The sequence below is a fragment of the Pseudomonas sp. S3_A03 genome (genome assembly GCF_054668275.1).
On the sequence record NZ_CP162753.1, the window covers coordinates 420,215 to 438,165 of the forward strand.

11 protein-coding genes and 8 pseudogenes are annotated in these 17,951 nt (G+C 62.9%); 7 read left to right on the forward strand and 12 right to left on the reverse strand.

What is annotated here, in order from left to right:
- Positions 1-23 precede the first annotated feature (23 nt).
- Positions 24-1,320, reverse strand: a pseudogene (locus AB4O25_RS01950) (NAD(P)/FAD-dependent oxidoreductase).
- 231 nt (positions 1,321-1,551) lie between these two features.
- Between AB4O25_RS01950 and hpaR (AB4O25_RS01955) the strand changes: the two are divergent.
- Positions 1,552-1,974, forward strand: a complete 423-nt coding sequence (gene hpaR / locus AB4O25_RS01955; protein ID WP_017528295.1) for a homoprotocatechuate degradation operon regulator HpaR — start codon at positions 1,552-1,554, stop codon at positions 1,972-1,974.
- Positions 1,975-2,097: 123 nt separating this feature from the next.
- Here the strand turns inward: hpaR (AB4O25_RS01955) and hpaI are convergent, their stop codons facing one another.
- The 8 genes and pseudogenes from hpaI to AB4O25_RS01995 form a co-directional block, all read right to left on the reverse strand.
- The gene (gene hpaI / locus AB4O25_RS01960) at positions 2,098-2,913 is read right to left on the reverse strand and encodes a 4-hydroxy-2-oxoheptanedioate aldolase (protein ID WP_460150384.1); all 816 of its coding nucleotides are present in this window, start codon (positions 2,911-2,913) and stop codon (positions 2,098-2,100) included.
- Positions 2,914-2,928: 15 nt separating this feature from the next.
- Positions 2,929-3,732: a 2-oxo-hept-4-ene-1,7-dioate hydratase gene (gene hpaH, locus AB4O25_RS01965; RefSeq protein ID WP_065877802.1), complete on the reverse strand. Its 804-nt coding sequence runs from the start codon at positions 3,730-3,732 to the stop codon at positions 2,929-2,931.
- 12 nt (positions 3,733-3,744) lie between these two features.
- A pseudogene (locus AB4O25_RS01970) lies at positions 3,745-5,047 on the reverse strand (MFS transporter).
- A 51-nt stretch (positions 5,048-5,098) separates the two neighbouring features.
- Positions 5,099-5,491: a tautomerase family protein gene (locus AB4O25_RS01975; RefSeq protein ID WP_017528299.1), complete on the reverse strand. Its 393-nt coding sequence runs from the start codon at positions 5,489-5,491 to the stop codon at positions 5,099-5,101.
- Positions 5,492-5,535: 44 nt separating this feature from the next.
- Positions 5,536-6,393: a 3,4-dihydroxyphenylacetate 2,3-dioxygenase gene (hpaD, locus tag AB4O25_RS01980; RefSeq protein WP_068932197.1), complete on the reverse strand. Its 858-nt coding sequence runs from the start codon at positions 6,391-6,393 to the stop codon at positions 5,536-5,538.
- A 76-nt stretch (positions 6,394-6,469) separates the two neighbouring features.
- On the reverse strand, positions 6,470-7,930 hold the full coding sequence (hpaE, locus tag AB4O25_RS01985) for a 5-carboxymethyl-2-hydroxymuconate semialdehyde dehydrogenase (RefSeq protein WP_460150386.1): 1,461 nt from the start codon (positions 7,928-7,930) through the stop codon (positions 6,470-6,472).
- A 5-nt stretch (positions 7,931-7,935) separates the two neighbouring features.
- Positions 7,936-8,706 (reverse strand): fumarylacetoacetate hydrolase family protein, encoded by a 771-nt coding sequence (locus AB4O25_RS01990; protein WP_017528302.1) that lies wholly within the window; start codon positions 8,704-8,706, stop codon positions 7,936-7,938.
- A gap of 11 nt (positions 8,707-8,717) precedes the next feature.
- On the reverse strand, positions 8,718-9,377 hold the full coding sequence (locus tag AB4O25_RS01995; protein WP_065877810.1) for a fumarylacetoacetate hydrolase family protein: 660 nt from the start codon (positions 9,375-9,377) through the stop codon (positions 8,718-8,720).
- A gap of 168 nt (positions 9,378-9,545) precedes the next feature.
- Here AB4O25_RS01995 and hpaA point away from each other — a divergent pair.
- Positions 9,546-10,452 (forward strand): annotated as a pseudogene (gene hpaA / locus AB4O25_RS02000) (4-hydroxyphenylacetate catabolism regulatory protein HpaA).
- Positions 10,453-10,587: 135 nt separating this feature from the next.
- Here hpaA and AB4O25_RS02005 read toward each other — a convergent pair.
- Complete coding sequence (locus AB4O25_RS02005; protein ID WP_460151010.1) at positions 10,588-10,779, reverse strand: hypothetical protein; 192 nt, start codon at positions 10,777-10,779, stop codon at positions 10,588-10,590.
- Here AB4O25_RS02005 and hpaR (AB4O25_RS02010) point away from each other — a divergent pair.
- The 5 genes and pseudogenes from hpaR (AB4O25_RS02010) to AB4O25_RS02030 all read left to right on the forward strand — a co-directional run bounded on the left by hpaR (AB4O25_RS02010) (position 10,702) and on the right by AB4O25_RS02030 (position 15,913).
- Positions 10,702-11,047, forward strand: a pseudogene (gene hpaR, locus AB4O25_RS02010) (homoprotocatechuate degradation operon regulator HpaR). The gene AB4O25_RS02005 and the pseudogene hpaR (AB4O25_RS02010) sit on opposite strands and share 78 nt — an antisense overlap.
- Positions 11,048-11,212: 165 nt before the next feature.
- Positions 11,213-12,204: pseudogene (locus AB4O25_RS02015) on the forward strand (helix-turn-helix domain-containing protein).
- A gap of 67 nt (positions 12,205-12,271) precedes the next feature.
- A complete protein-coding gene (locus AB4O25_RS02020; RefSeq protein ID WP_017528307.1) occupies positions 12,272-13,204 on the forward strand; it encodes a SphA family protein in 933 nt (310 codons plus the stop codon).
- Between the two features lie 10 nt (positions 13,205-13,214).
- Positions 13,215-14,445: pseudogene (locus tag AB4O25_RS02025) on the forward strand (MFS transporter).
- A 16-nt stretch (positions 14,446-14,461) separates the two neighbouring features.
- Positions 14,462-15,913, forward strand: coding sequence for an amidase (locus tag AB4O25_RS02030; RefSeq protein ID WP_460150388.1), 1,452 nt, complete (start codon positions 14,462-14,464; stop codon positions 15,911-15,913).
- On the opposite strand, the pseudogene AB4O25_RS02035 reads toward AB4O25_RS02030, so the two are convergent.
- Both AB4O25_RS02035 and AB4O25_RS02040 read right to left on the reverse strand, forming a co-directional pair.
- Positions 15,910-16,916, reverse strand: a pseudogene (locus tag AB4O25_RS02035) (oligopeptide/dipeptide ABC transporter ATP-binding protein). The gene AB4O25_RS02030 and the pseudogene AB4O25_RS02035 overlap by 4 nt on opposite strands.
- Positions 16,913-17,946: pseudogene (locus tag AB4O25_RS02040) on the reverse strand (ABC transporter ATP-binding protein). The pseudogenes AB4O25_RS02035 and AB4O25_RS02040 overlap by 4 nt, the downstream one beginning before the upstream one ends.
- Between the last annotated feature and the right edge of the window lie 5 nt (positions 17,947-17,951).

Genomic DNA, 17,951 nt, shown 5'->3' on the forward strand with positions numbered 1-17,951 from the left:
CCTGTGAATGAAACAGCGGGGGCTCAACGGCGACCGTTGAAGTAGCCCGACAGTTGATGAAGGCTTTTGCCGGCGGTGAGCAGTAGCGGGCGGATATGGTCTTTGCCGAGGATCTGTGCGTGTTTGACCGAGCTGATCAGGTCATAGCGCGAAGAGCCTTCGCTCATGCCCTCGGCCAATACCTTGCAGATAATGTGGCTGGGCGTGACCCCGAAGCCGGCGTAGCCCTGCACGTAAAACGCGTTTGGGCGACCGCTGAGCGTGCCGATCTGCGGGAACAGGTTGGCCCCGGTCGCCATCGGCCCGCCCCAGGCCAGGTCGATCCTCACGTCCTTGAGGTACGGGAAAATCTTCAACATCAGGTTGCGGTTCCAGGCCTTGAGGTCCAGCGGGATGTGCTCGACAAAGGCGTGGCGGCGCCGAACAGCAGGCGGTTTTCGCGGGTGACGCGGTAGTAGTCGATCACCGGGCGAATGTCGCTGTAGGCCCCGCGTATAGGGCTGATGCGGTTGATCATCTCGTCCGACAGCGGTTCGGTCATCAGTTGGAAGGCGTAGGTGTTGACGGTGGTCTGGTGCAACTCGGGTTCAAGCTTGTTGAGGAAACTGTCGCAGGCCCACAGCAACTTGGCGGCCCTGACCGAACCACGGCCGGTGCGCACGGTGATGCGCTCGCCATAGCTGATTTCCAGGGCCGGGCTGTGCTCGAAGATGCGCACGCCATGCCCGGCCAACGCCTTGGCTTCGCCCAGCAACAGGTTGAGCGAGTGACATGCCCGCCGCCCATGTGCAGCAACGCGCTGCTGTAGGCGTCGGAACCAATGATCTGCTTGACCTCGGACCCCGCCATGAAGCGGATTTCGTCCTTGGTGTTGATGGATTTGAAGTCCTTCTCCCAGGCGCGCAGGGTTTTTTCCTGGCGGGCATTGAAGCCCATGTAGCCGTAGCCGTGGCAGAAGTCGGCGTCGATGGAATATTTGGCGATGCGGTCCTTGATGATGCCGGCGCCCAGCTCGCTGATTTCAAAGATCTGGCGCAGGCCTTCGTCACCGACTTGCTGCTTGATCTTTTCCAGGTCATGGCCGATCCCCGCCATGATTTGCCCGCCATTGCGGCCCGTGCCACCGAAGCCCAGGTAGCGCGCCTCAAGCACCACGATGTTGGTGATGCCTTTTTCGGCGAGTTCCAGCGCGGTGTTGATGCCGGAGAAACCACCACCAATCACCACCACGTCGGCGTCTACGTCCTGTTCGAGGGTCGGGAAGCTGAGGTTGTATTTTTTGGTGGCCGAATAGTAGGTGGGCGTTTCGATATTAATCATTGCGCAGCCTGGAAAAGTGAAGGGGAACTCACTGCAGAGCCGGGTTTGAGCTCTATGCTTGTTGGCTGCTATTAGGTGCCTTCCGCGCGTTAGGTGTCTTGATTCTGTGTGCCGCCGCGCTTGACCGTGGCTGCCACTGAAGCCTGCGTAAGGGTAAAGCTGCACACGGGGGGCCGGTGCCGATGCTAGAATCTTGTTAATCTGTTAACTAAATACGACGTCGACCTTTATATGCCTCAATTGCGCCAATCCCTGACCCTCAGTTTGCTCCATGCGCGGGAAGCCGCCATGGGGTTTTTTCGTCCTTCATTGAACCAGCACGGGTTGACCGAGCAGCAATGGCGGGTCATCCGGATCTTGAGCCAGCATCCAGAGCTGGAGATCAATCGCCTGGCCGAGTTGGCCTGCATCCTCAAGCCAAGCATGACGGGGGTGCTGGTACGCATGGAGGCGGCGGGCATGGTCGAGCGGCGCAAGGCGCACCAGGATCAACGGCGCGTGCTGGTGCGGCTGGCCGAGAAGGGGCACGCTTGTTTTGCTTCGATGAGCCAGTGCATGGAGGCCAATTATCAGCGCTTGCAAGCGGGGTTTGGCGAGGAGAAGTTGCAGACGCTTCTGGGTTTGCTCAATGAGCTCAAAACCCTGAAGCGCTGAGCCGAGACTGCAACTGTTAGGACAGTCTGATACACCGCTATCGGGAGCAAGCCCCCCCCACAGGGGATCTCCATTTATCTTGAGATCTTGCCGGGGCTTTAGGCCGAACACCTCAACCCCTCGCTATCGCACGCTCTGGTAAATAGCTCCCGCCGCGTTGGCGGGCGCCGCTGAACCCTTGAACGCTGCCGCCAGGCTTTGCAGCCCACGCATCAGCACCGTGGTGTCCACGCCCACCGCGACGAACGCCGCGCCCAGTTCGATGTAGCGCCTGGCCAATGCCGGGTCGGCACTGAGAATGCCGGCTGCCTTGCCGGCCTGGCGGATGCGGGCGATGGCGTCTTCAATCGCCGCCTGCACCTCGGGGTGCCCGGGGTTGCCGCGATGGCCCATTGAGGCGCTCAGGTCGGCCGGCCCGATGAACACGCCGTCGACGCCTTCCACGGCCGCGATGGCGTCCAGGTTGGCCAGGCCTTCGCGGCTTTCGATCTGCACCAGCAGGCACATTTGCGCATCGGCCTGGTCGAGGTAACCGGCGATGCTGTTCCAGCGCGATGCCCGTGCCAGCGCACTGCCGACGCCGCGCACCCCGTTGGGCGGGTAATGGATGGCGTTCACCAGTGCTTGCGCCTGCGCTGCACTTTCGACCATCGGCACCAGCAAGGTCTGCGCACCGATGTCCAGTACTTGCTTGATCAAGGCGGTATCGCCGATCACCGGCCGGATCACCGGGTGGCTGGGGTAAGGCGCTACGGCCTGGAGCTGGCCGAGCATGCCGCGCAGGTCGTTGGGCGCGTGTTCGCCGTCGATCAGCAGCCAATCGAAGCCGGCGTTGGCGGCCAGTTCCGCGCAGTAGGCATCGGCCAGTCCCAGCCACAGGCCGATCTGCGTTTCGCCGCTGCGCAGGCGTTGTTTGAAGGTGTTCACAGGCATATCCATCGAGCAATCCTCCACTTACACAAAACGGCAGGCAATCGAGCCGAGCATGTCGTAGTCGACATGGAAGGTATCGCCGGGGTTGGCCGCCACCGGGCGGGTGAAGGAGCCGCCCAGGATGATTTGCCCAGGTTGCAGGGTGACGTCGTAGGCGGCCAGTTTGTTGGCGAGCCAGGCTACGCCCTTGGCCGGGTGGTTGAGTACGGCGGCCGATACGCCGGACTCTTCGATCACGCCGTTGCGGTACAACACGGCGGGCACCTTGCGCAGGTCGATCTCGGTGGGGCGCACGGCGCGTCCGCCCATCACCACGCCGGCGTTGGCCGCGTTATCGGAAATGGTGTCGAACACCTTGCGGGTCGCCTGGGTGTGCGGGTCGACCTGCTGGATGCGCGCGTCGATGATCTCCAGCGCCGGGATCACCCATTCGGTGGCGTCCAGCACGTCGAATACGGTCACATTCGGGCCTTTGAGCGGCTTGCCCAGGATGAACGCCAATTCGACCTCGACGCGCGGCACGATAAAGCGCTCGAAGGGAATATCGCTGCCTTCGTCGAAGAACATGTCGTCGAGCAGCGCACCGTAATCCGGCTCGCTGATGTTGGAAGACACCTGCATGGCGCGTGAGGTCAGGCCGATCTTGTGGCCGACCAGTTTGCGCCCGTCGCGGATTTTTTGCGCGACCCACGCACGCTGAATGGCGTAGGCGTCGTCAAGGGTGATTGCCGGGTGCTCCAGGGAAAACTGGCGCACCTGCTCGCGGGAGCGTTCCGCCTGGTCGAGGCGGGCGGCGGCTTGCTGGATAAGCGGTTGATCGAGCATGACAAGGGTCTCTTAGTGAGGGTTGACGATGGCCGCCTGGGTGCGCAGCACCAGCGCGCCACCGAGTGCAATGAGCAATGCCAGGGCGTAGAGGGCCAGGCTGGCGCTGTGGGTGGTATCGCGCATCCAGCCGATCAGGTAGGGCGCGAAGAACGAAGCGATGCTGCCCAAGGAGCTGATCAAGGCAATGCCGGCGGCCTGGGTGTGGTTGGACAGGAACGCTGGCGGTAGCTGCCAGAACATCGGCAGCGCCGCGCTGGCGCCCATGCCGGCGATGATCAGGCCGCCCAGCACCAGGGTCGGGTTGGTGGGGGCGAGCCCGGCGATGGCAATGCCGCCCGCCGACATCAATAACGGCACGCACAGGTGCCAGCGGCGTTCGCGGTGGCGATCGGACGAGCGCCCGCAGCCGATCATGAAAAAGCACCCGGCCAGGTACGGCACCGCACTGAGCAGGCCGACCTTGCCGTCGCTGCCGACCCCGGCGCCGTGGATCAGCGTCGGCATCCAAAACGCCAGGGTATTGACCGCCAGCATCACGGCGAAATACACCGCCACCAACAGCCACACTTGCCGGTTGTGCAGGATGGCGGAGAACGAGGTGATGGATTTGCGTTGTTCTTCGCTGTGCAGTTGCTCGCGCAGTTGTTGTTTTTGCGCAGGCGTCAGCCAGGTAACGGTCTCGAAACTGTCCGGCAGGCATTTGAGCACCACCAGCCCGAGCAGGATGACCGGCGCGCCCTCGATCACGAACATCCACTGCCAGCCGCGCAGGCCGCCCAGGTCATGAAAATGTTCGAGGATGCCGCCCGAGAGCGGCCCGCCGATCACCCCGGCCATCGGCACCGCAATCGCGAACAAGGCGGTGATTTGCGCACGCCGGCCTGCCGGGTACCAACGGTTCAGGAACACCAGGATGCCCGGAAAGAAACCCGCCTCGGCCACCCCGAGTAAAAGCGCAGCACATAAAGCCCATCGCGCTGTCGACCAGGAACATGCAGGTCGACAGCGCGCCCCACACCACCATCAGCGTGGCAATCCAGCGGCGCGGGCCGACACGGTCCAGGGCCATGTTGCTCGGCACGCCGAACAGCGCATAGGCGATGAAGAACAGACCGGCACCGAAGCCATAGACGGTGTCGCTGAAGTTCAGGTCGGTACTCATCTGCATCTTGGCGAAGCCGATGTTGATGCGGTCGAGGTGTGCGAACAGATAACAGATCAACAACAGCGGCATCAGCCGCCAGGTGATGAGGCCGTGTGTGCGGTCGCGGGCGATGGTGGCCGGTGTGTCGGCGGTATTGGCTGTGCTCATGGTTTTATACTTTTTGTCTGAGAGGCCGATGGAACGAACGGGCAGGGCGGGTTAGCCCACCTGTGCCTTGAGGAAAGCGTGCACATTGTTCTGCTTGAAATTGAGCTGTTCGTGCAGTTCGACCATTTCAAACGACAAGGCCAGCAGGCGTTGGGCTTGCAGCGCGGCGAAGTGCGCGGTGATCACCTCGAAGAGTTTTTCGGCGACCTTCTGCCGGGTTGCCAGGTCGCGGCCATGGCCGACTTTCAGGGTCATGTGCACGAAAGCGTAGTCGTGCTTGCCGTCAGCCATGCGCCAGGTGTCCAGGCGCACGCCACGGCTGCGGATGCCGCCCAGCGGGAACACGCCGCTGTCACCCAGGGTGGCGTGGACTTTTTCGAACAGGCCGGGCAGGTCCGCCTGCTGTTCGAGGTTGTCGGTGTACTCAGCGATGAAGTGGGGCATGGTGGCTCCTTCTGGCCGCGCGGGGATGCCGGGCGGCCATGCGGTCAAACAGGGAAAATGGCGTTGATCTGCCCGGTGCCCGAGCTGCCGAAGGGTTCGGTGATGATCTCGGCGGGCTGGGTGTAATCCGGCCCGCCAAGCAACCCCAGAAGCATCGCGGTGTCGTGCATCTTGCCTTCGCCAAAACAGTGCTCGGCGTAGTCGGGGAGCATGGCGCAGAATTCTTTCCAGCGACCCTGGCGCCACAGCTCCACCACATGCAGGTCGACCTGCTTATCGAACTCGCGCGTCCAGTTGTGGATATTGGCTTCGGCGTTGCGGTCGTCGCTGAAGCGGTGCGACAGCGACCCCGAGGCCAGCACCACGACTTTGCGATCGCTCTTTTCGATGGCCCGGCGTACGGCGGCGCCGAAGGTGAAGCTGTCTTGCAGGCGGTGCCAGGCGCACCAGGCGGCAATCGAGACCACGTTGAGTTTCTGATCGTCCGGCACGCCCATGTGCATGTAGCGCATCGGCACCAGCGTGCCGTATTCCAGCTCCAGGCTCGGAATGTTGTGGGCCAGGGTACGCACGTCGGCGGCGTTGGCCTCCAGCGCGATCAGCTCGCCCAGCTCCGGGCAGCCGGGGTATTCGTATTCCATGTTCTTGATGAAATGCGGCAACTCGTTGCTGGTGTAGAGGCCTTTGAAATGCTCGCCGCTGTTGACGTGATAGGCGCTGTTGACCAGCCAGTGCACGTCGAACACCACGGCGGTGTCGGCGCCCAGTTCGCGGGCACGCCGGCCGATTTCCTTGTGGCCGGCAATCGCCGCCTCGCGGCAGCCATGGTGTTTGCCGGGCAGCTCCGACAAATACATCGAGGGAACGTGGCAGATTTTCGCGGCCAGGACGACTTCGCCCATGATGATTCTCCTGAAATTGTTGTTGTTTTGACTGCGCCGGGTGGCGAGAAAGCAAACGCCCTCGCCACGCGTTTACTCAGACGCCCCAGCGTGGAATGTGATGACTGCCCATCGAGATGCACACGTTCTTGATTTCGGCGAACACCTCGAAGCTGTACTGGCCGCCTTCACGGCCGGTGCCGGAACCTTTCACCCCGCCGAACGGCTGGCGCAGGTCGCGCACGTTCTGGCTGTTGATGAATACCATGCCGGCTTCGATGCCATGGGCCAGACGATGCGCCTTGCCGATGTCCTGGGTCCAGATGTAAGACGCCAGGCCGTATTCGGTATCGTTGGCCAGTTGCAGGGCGCTGGCTTCGTCCTTGAACGGAATCAGGCAGACCACCGGGCCGAAGATTTCTTCCTGGGCAATGCGCATGTTGTTGTTCACATCGGCAAACACCGTCGGCTGGATGAACTGGCCTTTGCTCAAGTGCGCCGCCAGGTTGGCCGGGCGCTCCAGGCCGCCGGCGAGCAGGGTGGCGCCTTCTTCGAGGCCGATCTTGATGTAGCCGGTGACCTTGTCGTAGTGGGCCTGGGTGATCATCGAGCCGACCTGGGTCTTCGGGTCTTGCGGGTCGCCGACAATCAGGCGTTTGGCGCGCGCGGCAAACTCGGCGACGAACTGCGGGTAAACGCTTTCCTGGATAAAGATCCGGCTGCCGGCGGTGCAACGTTCGCCGTTGAGCGAAAAAATCGTAAACAGCGCCGCGTCGAGGGCACGCTCAAGGTCGGCGTCTTCGAAGATCAGCACCGGCGATTTGCCGCCCAGTTCCATGGAGTACTTTTTCAGCCCGGCGCTCTGCATGATCTTCTTGCCGGTGGCGGTGCCGCCGGTGAACGAAATCGCGCGCACGTCCGGGTGGCGCACCAATGCATCGCCGGCGGTGGCGCCGTAACCCTGGATCACGTTCAGCACGCCATTGGGGATGCCGGCTTCGACGGCCAGGCGCCCCAGTTCGTTGGCGGTCAGCGGTGACAGCTCGGACATCTTCAGCACGGCGGTATTGCCCAGCGCCAGGCATGGCGCGGTCTTCCAGGTGGCGGTCATGAACGGCACGTTCCATGGCGAGACCAATGCGCAAACCCCTACCGGTTGGTACAGGGTGTAGTTGAGCATTTGGTCATCGACCGGGTAGCTGTGACCGTCCATGCGCGTGCAGACTTCGGCGAAGAAATCGAAGTTGTGTGATGCACGTGGAATCAACACGTTTTTGGTCTGGTGAATCGGCAGGCCCGTGTCCAGGGTTTCGAGTTCAGCCAGGCGCGGTACGTTCTGTTCGATCAGCTCGCCGAGCCTGCGCATCAGGCGCGCGCGTTCTTTGGCGGGGGTGCCGGCCCATTTCGGAAAGGCTTCCTTGGCCGCCGCCACCGCCTGCGCCACTTCCTCGGCGCCGCCGCTGGCGACTTCACCGATGGCGTCACCGGTGGCCGGGTTGTAGTTGACGAACACGTCTTTGCTTTCGACCTCACGGCCGTTGATCCAATGGTTGATCATGCTGTTCAAGCCTCTTTACGGGCGTTGAAGAACGCCGCTTCGCTGACAATTCGATTGACCAGGCGGCCTACGCCTTCGACTTCCACCACCACTTCATCGCCGGGCACGACGTCGGCCAGGCCTTCTGGCGTACCCGTGGCGATCATGTCGCCGGGCTGCAAGGTCATGAAGCTGGACAGGTATTCGATCAGGTAGGGGATGTCGAAAATCATGTCCTTTGTGCTGCCTTCCTGGCGCAGCTCACCGTTGATCCAGGTGCGCAGCCTCAGGTTGCTCGGGTCGGGCACATCGGCCACGTCGATGAGCCACGGGCCGACAGGCGTGGTGGCGTCGCGGTTTTTCACGCGCAGGTTGGGGCGGTAGTAGTTTTCCAGGTAGTCACGAATGGCGTAGTCGTTGCACACCGTGTAGCCGGCCACGTAGTCCAGGGCGTGTTCGCGCTTGACGTTGCGCGCAGGTTTACCGATGACGGCCACCAGTTCGCACTCGTAGTGCATGTAGGCGACGTTATCCGGGCGCCAGGTCACCTGGTTGTGGCCGGTGTAGGTGCCGGGGGACTTGATGAAGGCCAGCGGCTCGGTGGGCGGCTTGAACGCCAGTTCGGCGGCGTGGTCGGCGTAGTTCAGGCCCAGGGCGAACATGCTGCCGGTGGCCGGTGGCAGCCACTGGACCTGGTCCTCGGCCAGCAGCCGACCATCGGCCAGGCGCACGGCGTTGTTGTCTTCGACATGGGCGAGGTGGACTTCGCCTTCAAATTGGATACGGGCGTGTTTCATGCAAGCTCCTGTTACTCGGCCACGACGTGGTTGGCGAGGCGGCCCAAACCGCTGATTTCAACTTCGATGGTGTCGCCCGGCTGCACATCGACACGACCTTGCGGGGTGCCGGTGATCAACACGTCGCCGGCGTGCAGGGTCATGAACTCGCTGATTTCGGCGATCAGCAAAGGAATGTTGCGCACGAAGTTGGCGGTGGTGTCTTGCTGGCGAACCTCACCGTTGACGTACAGCGTGATCGCCAGGCTATGGGGGTCGGTGACTTGCGCGGTGGGGATCAACTCGGGCCCCACGGCACAAAAACCATCACGGCATTTGGCTTTGACGGCAGGGCGGTAGTAGCTGTCTTCGGGCAAGCTGAACTCATTGACGATGGTGTAGCCGGCGACGTAGTCGAGGGCTTCGGCGGCGCTTACACGGCTGGCGCTTTTGCCCATCACCACGCCCAGCGCCGGGCCAGGTTGCAAGCGTTGGCCCTGGCCTGGATGTACCACCGCGGCGCCGTGCCGATTGCGCGTGTTGGGCGTCTTGATAAACAGCACCGGTTTGATCGGCGGCGTTTGATACGGCGGCTGTTCGAATTCGCCAAGGCGCTGTTTGAGCAGCCCCTGGTAGTTCAGCGCGACACCGAACAGGGTGCCGGTCGCGACGTCATGCAAGGCACGGCTCATGCTTTCTCTGGCAGAGCCATGGGTGGCTCCGTTTGTTAATGTGTTAACAGTTATAATTAAGATGTTAACTATCGTCAAGCGTGGCAAACGTTCTTCACGGTGGTTGCGCTGCGCGATTCGGTGCAGGATGGGCGCCACGGCAATCACAATAAAAACGAGTAGCGTGCGATGACTGACCGCCAACCCATCCCCAACATCAACATTGGCCAGGTGTACGACCAGCGCTACCGCGACGCGCAGGTGCATTACGACCGGCTGGCCAACCTGGCGGGTTTCTTCGGACGCAACATGCCGGTGCACCGGCATGACCGGTTCTTCCAGGTGCACTACGTCAAGAGCGGCACCGTGCGCGTGTACCTGGACGACCAGCAGTACGTCGAGTCCGGGCCGATGTTTTTCCTCACGCCGCCTACCGTGCCGCACTCCTTCGTCACCGAGGCCGACAGCGATGGGCACGTGCTGACGGTGCGCCAGCAGTTGGTCTGGCAACTGATCGAGACCGACCCCAGCCTGGCGCCGGCCGGTGCGCAATTGCCGGCGGCGTGCGTCGCGCTGGCACACCTGGGCCCGCACTACGCGAGTGAAATACGCCGGCTGGATTTTTTGTTCGATGAGTTGAGCGAAGAGGTGGACGCCCGTCGCCCAGGGCATGGCGCGGCCCTGGACAGCTTGACGCGCTTGATCATGGTCAGCCTGTTGCGGCTGTGCTCCCATTCGTTGAAAGCCACGCCCGCGCGGCACGAAGACTTGAAGATCTTCCACCGTTTCAACGAACTGATCGAAGCGCACTACCTGCAACACTGGCCGTTGTCGCGGTATGCGCAAGGCATCGGCGTGACCGAGGCGCGCCTCAACGATGTGTGCCGACGCATCGCCGACCTGCCGTCCAAGCGCGCTGATCCTGGAGCGCCTGATGCAGGAGGCCAAGCGCCTGCTGTTGTTCACCGGCAGCTCCGCCAACGAAATCTGCTACCAGCTCGGGTTCAAGGACCCGGCCTATTTCAGTCGTTTTTTCCAGCGCTACGCACAGCTCACGCCGGGGGAGTATCGCCAGCGGCAATTGGGTTTGCGTTGAGCCAGGTATGGGCCGTTGCGCCTTGGTCTTGTTGATTTTGTCGGGTCAGCATGACCAGCGCGGCGCTCGCACAGAATGGCTTTTACACGGAACCGATTGCACTCTTCACAGGCTTGCGTGCGCCGGGCGGCGACACTAAGCTGCCGACTCGATCATCCACGTGGTGCCGATATGGCCAACCCCAGACCTTCGCTGACCCTGACCCTGCTGCAAGCCCGTGAAGCCGCCATGGCGTTTTTCCGGCCGGCGCTGAACAAGCATGAACTGACCGAACAGCAGTGGCGGGTGATTCGCATCCTGCGCCAGCAGGGCGAATTGGAAAGCCATCAACTTGCCCAGCAGGCCTGCATCCTGAAACCCAGCATGACCGGCGTATTGACCCGCCTGGAGCGCGATGGCCTGGTGCGTCGGCAAAAAGTCCAGCCAGGACCAGCGGCGCGTATTCGTCGGCCTCACCGAACGCGGCCAGCAGTGTTTTGTGTCGATGAGCGAAGGCATGGAAAGCAACTACCGCAAGATCGAAGAACAGTTTGGCGCGGAAAAAATGGAGCAGTTGCTGGGCCTGCTCAACGAGCTGAAAAATATAAAGCCGTGATGCGCAAAAAAATCGTTAACAGATGAACGTATTGGCCCGCGGGCGACCTGTGTTGGTCCCGCGCACTATCCCTTTTCGGCACAAATGCGCGACCTGTCCTGAGTTCGGAATGGAACTTGCCTTGTAGGTGACCCGTAAGCCTTGCAACTGAAAAAGGTCGGGTCCATGAACAACAATAATGAGCGGATGCCCGCGGTTTCGAAGACGGTGCGGTCTATGCCGCCCCTCCAGCGCTTCCTGACGAGTGACATCGATGAGCACGCCCGCAATATGCAGGGCTGGCAAGTTCGCTACGATCAGTTATCGCCGGGTGCCTTTGAAGGCGAGCTGATTGAGTTCCGCTCGGGCTGGATGCAACTGGCCCGCGACCGCTCTAATCAAGCCATGATCAAGAGCGGAGAAGCCTGGGACGGTGCGATCACCTTCAGCTTGCCGCTGAGTGCGCATGGGCCGGTGTACTGTGCCGGGCACCCGATTCACGACCCCAGCCTGCTGGTTGCCCACGGGCGCAACCTGCCCGAGCTGCATACGCCCCAGCACCTTGACCTGCTCAGCGTGGCGATTGACGAGCACGTGCTGCAACACATTCTGGAACGACAGGGCAGCCCCTTCGAATTACCGATCTTCCCAAGTGTTACCGTTTGGGCGACTCACCGGTGCAACAGGCACTCTCGTCCTTGTTCGACGCACTGGCAGGGTGCGAGCAAAAGCGTGACGCGCTGTTCGGGCATGACGCGATCCGTCGCGGCATCCGCGATACGGTGATGCTGCACGTACTGGAACTGATTGCGCCGGACCAGGCGCCACCCCTGAACCCCACGGCGCGTAAACGAATGGTCGACCGCGCCCGCGAGTACGCGCTCAGTCATCTCGATGAGCCGCTGTCGATCCTCGACCTGTGCAACCACATCGGCGCCAGCCGGCGCAAACTCCAGTACTGCTTCCAGGAAACCCTGGGGATCAACCCGGTGGCCTATTTGCGTGCATTGCGCCTCAACGCGGTGCGTCGCGAACTGCGTATGAGCATGCCGCCGCAAGGGGTCCAGGCCGTGGCGGCGCGCTGGGGTTTCTGGCACCTGAGCCGGTTCTCGGGCGATTACCGCACCATGTTTGGCGAAAGCCCTTCGCAGACCCTGCGACGCGCTCAACTCTGCTGAAAACGGATAACCCGCCCCCAGCGCTGCTCAATACGATGGCCCACACCACTTGATGGGAGGGCATTCGATGAGCAACAACAATAACGCAAGCGCCGCACGCATGACGCTGTTCACCCTGGGGTTGCTCGGCTGCTGCGCCGCGGCCCAGGCTACCGAGAACGGTGCGCCGACCACGGCGGTCGGGGTGTATGACTTCGGCGCGGGGATGATGCCGCCGGCCACGCCGTTCGGCACGCTGGGGCTGCGAACGGCGTTCTATTCGGCCAACGTGCAGAAGGATCGCCACGGGCGCTCCGTCGACAACCACTTCTCACTGGATGTGTTGTCCATCGGCGTCGCCTACATGCGCATGACGGATCACACCGTGCTGGGCGCCAACTACGGCTACGGGGTGGTGGTGCCGTTCTTCAAGATGGACGCTTCCGTCAAGGTGCCGACGCCGGTCGGGCCCTTGCACCTGGAAGCCGATCCGTTCCGAATGGCCGACATGCAATTTCTGCCGCTGATCCTGCAGTGGAACCTGTCGCCGAACCTGTTCATCAACACCCAGTTGCAGATCCAGGCACCCACCGGCGACTACGACAAGAATCGCTTGATTTCCCCGGGGCTCAACCACTGGACGTTCTCGCCGATCGTCAACGCCACCTACATCACCGACAGTGGCTTTGAGGTGTCTTCAAGCTTTGAAGTCGACGTCAACACGCGCAACCCCGCGACCGACTACAAAAACGGTGTCGAGTACCGCCACGAATTTGCCGTGGGCCAGCATGTGGGTCCCTGGACCCTGGGCCTGGGCGGTTACTACTACCGCCAGTTCAGCGATGACGACGCGCCGGGGCTGCAATCGGGCAATCGCGCACGAGTGTTGGCGGTGGGGCCGGCGGTGAGCTACTTCAAGCCCGGCCTGCCACCCATCTGGCTGCATGCCTACAAGGAAACCGACGCCCGCAACCGGGCCGAAGGCTACACCGTGGCGCTGCGTATTTCTCAAAGCTTTTAAGGGGCTGGCCATGAACCCATTACGTTCTGATAGCGCATCACCCCGTCAAGCCACCGGGCGCCGCGAAGGGCTGGTGCTGATGCTGGGCAGTAGCCTGACCATCATGGGCGTGGTCATGGTGGCGCCGGTGCTGCCCAAGCTCGGCGCCGAGTTCGGCCCGCTGCAATCGCATGCCGACATGCTGGTGCCGCTGGTGGTTACCGGGCCGGCATTGGCGATTGCAGTGTGCGCGCCCTGGCCGGCTGGTTGGCCGACCGGGTCGGGCGCAAAAACTTGCTGATCCTCGCTACCTTGCTCTACGCCGTGCTCGGCGCGTTGCCGGCGGTACTGGACAATTTGCCGACCATTGTGGGGATACGCCTGTTGTTCGGTGCCGCCGAAGCGGCGGTCATGACCTGTTGCGCCACGCTGATCGCCGACTATTGGCACGGCGAGGAACGCATGCGCTACATCAACCGGCAAGTGGTGACCATCGGCCTGGTGGGCGCGCTGTTCTTCGTAGTAGGCGGGGCGATGGGCGAGCATTCCTGGCGCCAACCGTTCCTGCTGTACCTGCTGCCATTGTTGCTGGTGCCGGTGATGATGAAAGTGCTGTGGGAGCCCGCGGCCAGCCGACAGCTCGTCGATAGGCCTGAAGAGGGGCGGGTGGCGATCCTGCCCGTGGTGATCGGTTACCTGCTGATTCTGTGCGGCATGATCCTGAGTTTTGTGGTGCCGATCCAGGCGCCGATTCTGCTGGTCGGCCTGGGCGTAACGTCGAGCACGATGATCGGGCTGTCAGCGGGGTTGAGCCTGCTGGCGACCCTCGGCGGTTCGCTGGCCTGGCCGTTGCTGCGCCGCCGCATCGGTATCGCCGGCTGCAACGCGTTGCTGCTGACGTTGCTGGGGTTGGGGCTGTGGCTGCTGATGCGCGGGCAAAGCTACAACGCAGTACTGCTGGCGGTGCTGATTCACGGCCTGGGCGCCGGGCTGCTGGTGCCCAACGCGATGGCGCCGGTGATGAATGCCCTCAGCGCCAGAACCGTGGGCGCGGCCTGGGCGGGTTCACCTCTTGCCTGTATTTCGGCCAGTTCGTCAGCCCGTTGGTGGTGGCACTGCTCAGTGCCCGCTCTGGCGACCTGCGCCTTTCCATTCAGTGGCTGGCGTTCGCCAGTGTGGTCTCCGCCCTGGTCTGGGCGCTGGCCGGCCTGCAAGCGCGACGCAAGGCGGCGACCCGAACGTTCGGCTCAAGTCATTCGTAATCAAGAGGACATGCACATGGACATCCACAACCTGCTGGACACCGAAGACGCCACCGGCTTGGCCGAGTGGCTGCGGCGCGGCGAGCTGCAACCCGGCGAGCTGCTGGAGGCGGTCATCGACCGCATCGAGCTGGTCGAGCCGCAGCTCAATGCCGTGGCCGAGCGCCTGTACGATTCGGCCCGTGAAGCCGCTCGCACCCTGCAGCCCGGTGCCGGGGTGTTTGCCGGCGTGCCGACGTTGATCAAGGACCTGTTCTCGCCGGTCAACGGCGCGGCCATGACCAATGGTTCCCAGGCGCTGGGAGGGTTTCGCGCCGACTTCGACGCTGAGCTCGTGACCCGTCTGCGCCGAGCCGGTTGCGTGATTGCCGGTACCAGCACCTCGCCCGAATTCGGCACCTCGTACTCCACCGAGTCCAACCGCTTTGGTGCCACGCGCAACCCTTGGAACATCAGCCACAGCGCGGGCGGTTCCAGCGGCGGCGCGGCGGCCCTGGTGGCGGCGCGCGTGGTGCCGTTTGCCCATGGCAACGATGGCGGTGGTTCGCTGCGCGTGCCGGCCTCCTGCTGCGGGGTGTTTGGCCTCAAGCCGAGTCGCGGGTTGTTACCTTCGGGGCCGATGATTGGCGAAGGGTGGGCGGGGATGGGCACGCCCCACGCCATCACCTTGTCGGTACGCGACAGTGCCGCGTTGCTGGATGCGACGGCGGGTATCGACCTTGGGGCGCCATACGCCGCGCCCTTGCAGGCGCAGCCCTATGTCTCGGCGCTGCAACGTGATCCACGGCCGCTGCGGATTGCACTGGTGGAGCAACTCGGGCCGTGGGCGACATCCAGCGAAGCGGTCGAATCCGTGCGCGCGGCGGCCAGGCTGTGCGAATCCCTGGGCCACCGTGTCGAGCCGGTGAAGCTGCCGGTGGCGCTGCCGGAGTTTCTCGATCAGGTGTTTACCATCATTGGCGCCAGCACCCGTCATTACCTCGACGTATTGGGCCAGATGCGCGGCTTTGCGGTGCAGCCCGAGGAGCTGGAGGCGCGTACGCGGATCATCTTGCGCAGCAAGGGCGAGGTCAGTGGTGCGCAGTACGCCGGCGCGGTGGAGTGGATCCATGCGTTGGGCCGGCAACTGGCGGTGTTCATGCAGGACTATGACCTGATCCTCACACCCACCCTGGCCCGTGCACCGGTACTGATCGGCGAGCTGGACCTGCAGGACGACCGCTTGAGCCTGGAAGAGTTGATCGAACGCTTCCACAGCTACTCGCCGTTCACCGCGCTGTTCAACGCCACCGGGCAGCCGGCGATGTCGGTACCGTTGCACTGGAGCGCGGCCGGCCTGCCGATGGGGGCGCATTTTGCTGCGCGTTTTGGCGAAGAAAGTACCTTGTTCGCGCTTGCTGCACAGTTGGAGCGGGCGCAGCCGTGGCGGGGGCGGGTACCGCCGATCAATGCCTGTGCCGCGCGCTAACCGGCCGGTTGGGTTGGCAGCCCTTGCTCGGCTGACGCCAGGTGGCATCTGACTTGCTCAGTGCCACTGGAGCGGCTGGCCGGCAGTAACGCTTGAGGTCGTTCACAGCCAACCGTCGCCTGCGGGCAGCGATCACGGAAAAAGCAGCCTTTGGGCAAGTTGCGATTGCCGGGCAACTCGGTCGGTGCCGAGACATGCGCATCGTCCACGCGGGCCCCCAGGCGGGGAACGGCTTCGAGCAACAAGCGCGTATAGGGATGGCGCGGATGCTCCAGCACCTGCGCCGCAGAACCCAGCTCCACCACCTGTCCCAGGTACATGACGGCCACCCGGTCCGCCATATGGCGCACCACCGATACGTTGTGGGAAATGAGGATATAGGTCAGTTGCCGAGCGCGCTGCAGCTCACTCAACAGATTGAGGATTTGCGCCTGTACCGAAATGTCCAGCGCGGAGGTGGGCTCGTCCAGGACGATAATGTCCGGGTCCGACGACAGCGCCCGCGCGATCGCGATGCGTTGGCGTTGCCCGCCGGAAAACTGGTGAGGGTAGCGGTCGAGATACTCAGCCCGGATGCCGACCTGCGCGACGACTTTGGCGGCAATGTCGCGCATATTCTGGCGGGGAGCGCTACGTTGTACGTAGAGCGGTTCAGTGATGATTTTCCAGATCGGCAGGCGTGGGTCCAGCGAGGACTGCGGGTCCTGGAAGACGATCTGCACATGGCTGCTGCGCTCGCTGTCGGTGTTGTACACCCAATCGAGCCGGCCTGACGTGGGTTTGATCAAGCCCATCAACAGTTGCGCCAGGGTGCTCTTGCCGCAGCCTGACTCGCCGACGATACCCAGGGTTTCACCGGCCTGCACCTGCAGGTCAATGCCATTGAGCGCGTGTGCCACGGCTTGGGTCTTCCCAACCAGTCAGTGCCCATCGGGTAGTGCACCCTGACGTCCTGCAAGCCCAGGATGGGCGGGCGGGTGGCGAGCGTGGCGATGTCATTCATGAGTGCAACTCCAGGGATGAGGGGGAGGGCGCCTCGACCAACCAACACGCGCTTTGGTGGCCGGTTCGGGCATCGACGGACTGCATCGGCGGGCGCTCGGCACATCGCGCCATGGCATGGGGGCAGCGCTCGCGAAACGTGCAACCTTCGGGCAATGCAGCGAGGTTGGGGACCTGGCCTGGGATGGTCATCAGGTCCTGACCTGGCTCGACCTGTTCCGGCAAGCCGCAGAGCAACCCCTTCGTGTAGGGATGACGGGGATCAGCCATTACCTGGGCGGTCATGCCTTGCTCGACCACCGCGCCGGTGTACATCACGTACACCCGGTCGCAAAACTGCGAAACCAGGGCCATGTCGTGGGTAATCAGAAGGATCGCAGTGCCCCGTTGGCGAGCCTTTTCGCGCAGCAGCAACAAGACCTGGCGCTGCACGGTGACGTCGAGCGCGGTGGTCGGCTCGTCGGCGATCAACAATTGCGGATCGCAGGAGAACGCCAAGGCGATCATGACCCGCTGGCGCATGCCGCCGGACAGTTCGAACGGGTAACTGTGCATGACCTGCTCGGGGTCGGCGATGTGCATGTCGCGCAGCAAGGCGATGGCTTTGGCGCGGGCTGCGCACGTGCTCAGCTTTTGGTGATGAATGATCACATCGAGCATCTGCCGGCCGATACGCCGGGTCGGGTTGAGTGCGGTCATCGGCTCTTGAAAATCATCGCGACGTCTTTGCCACGCACCTTGAGCAGATCTTTTTCCAAGGCGCCCAGCATGTCTCGTCCCAGAATGCGCAGCGCCCCGCTTTTGACCGCGTAGGCGCGTTCCGGCAGCAAGCGCATGCTCAGCATGGCGGTCACAGATTTTCCCGAGCCCGACTCACCGATCACGCCGACAATTTCGCCGGCCTTGACCTCCAGGGAGACACCGTTGAGCGCTTTTACGGTGCTGCGGTATGCCGGGAATTCAATCCGCAGGTTGTCGATGGACAGCACGGGTTCGCGTGAATGGGCAGTGACCTGTGGCTGGATAGGCATGCTCA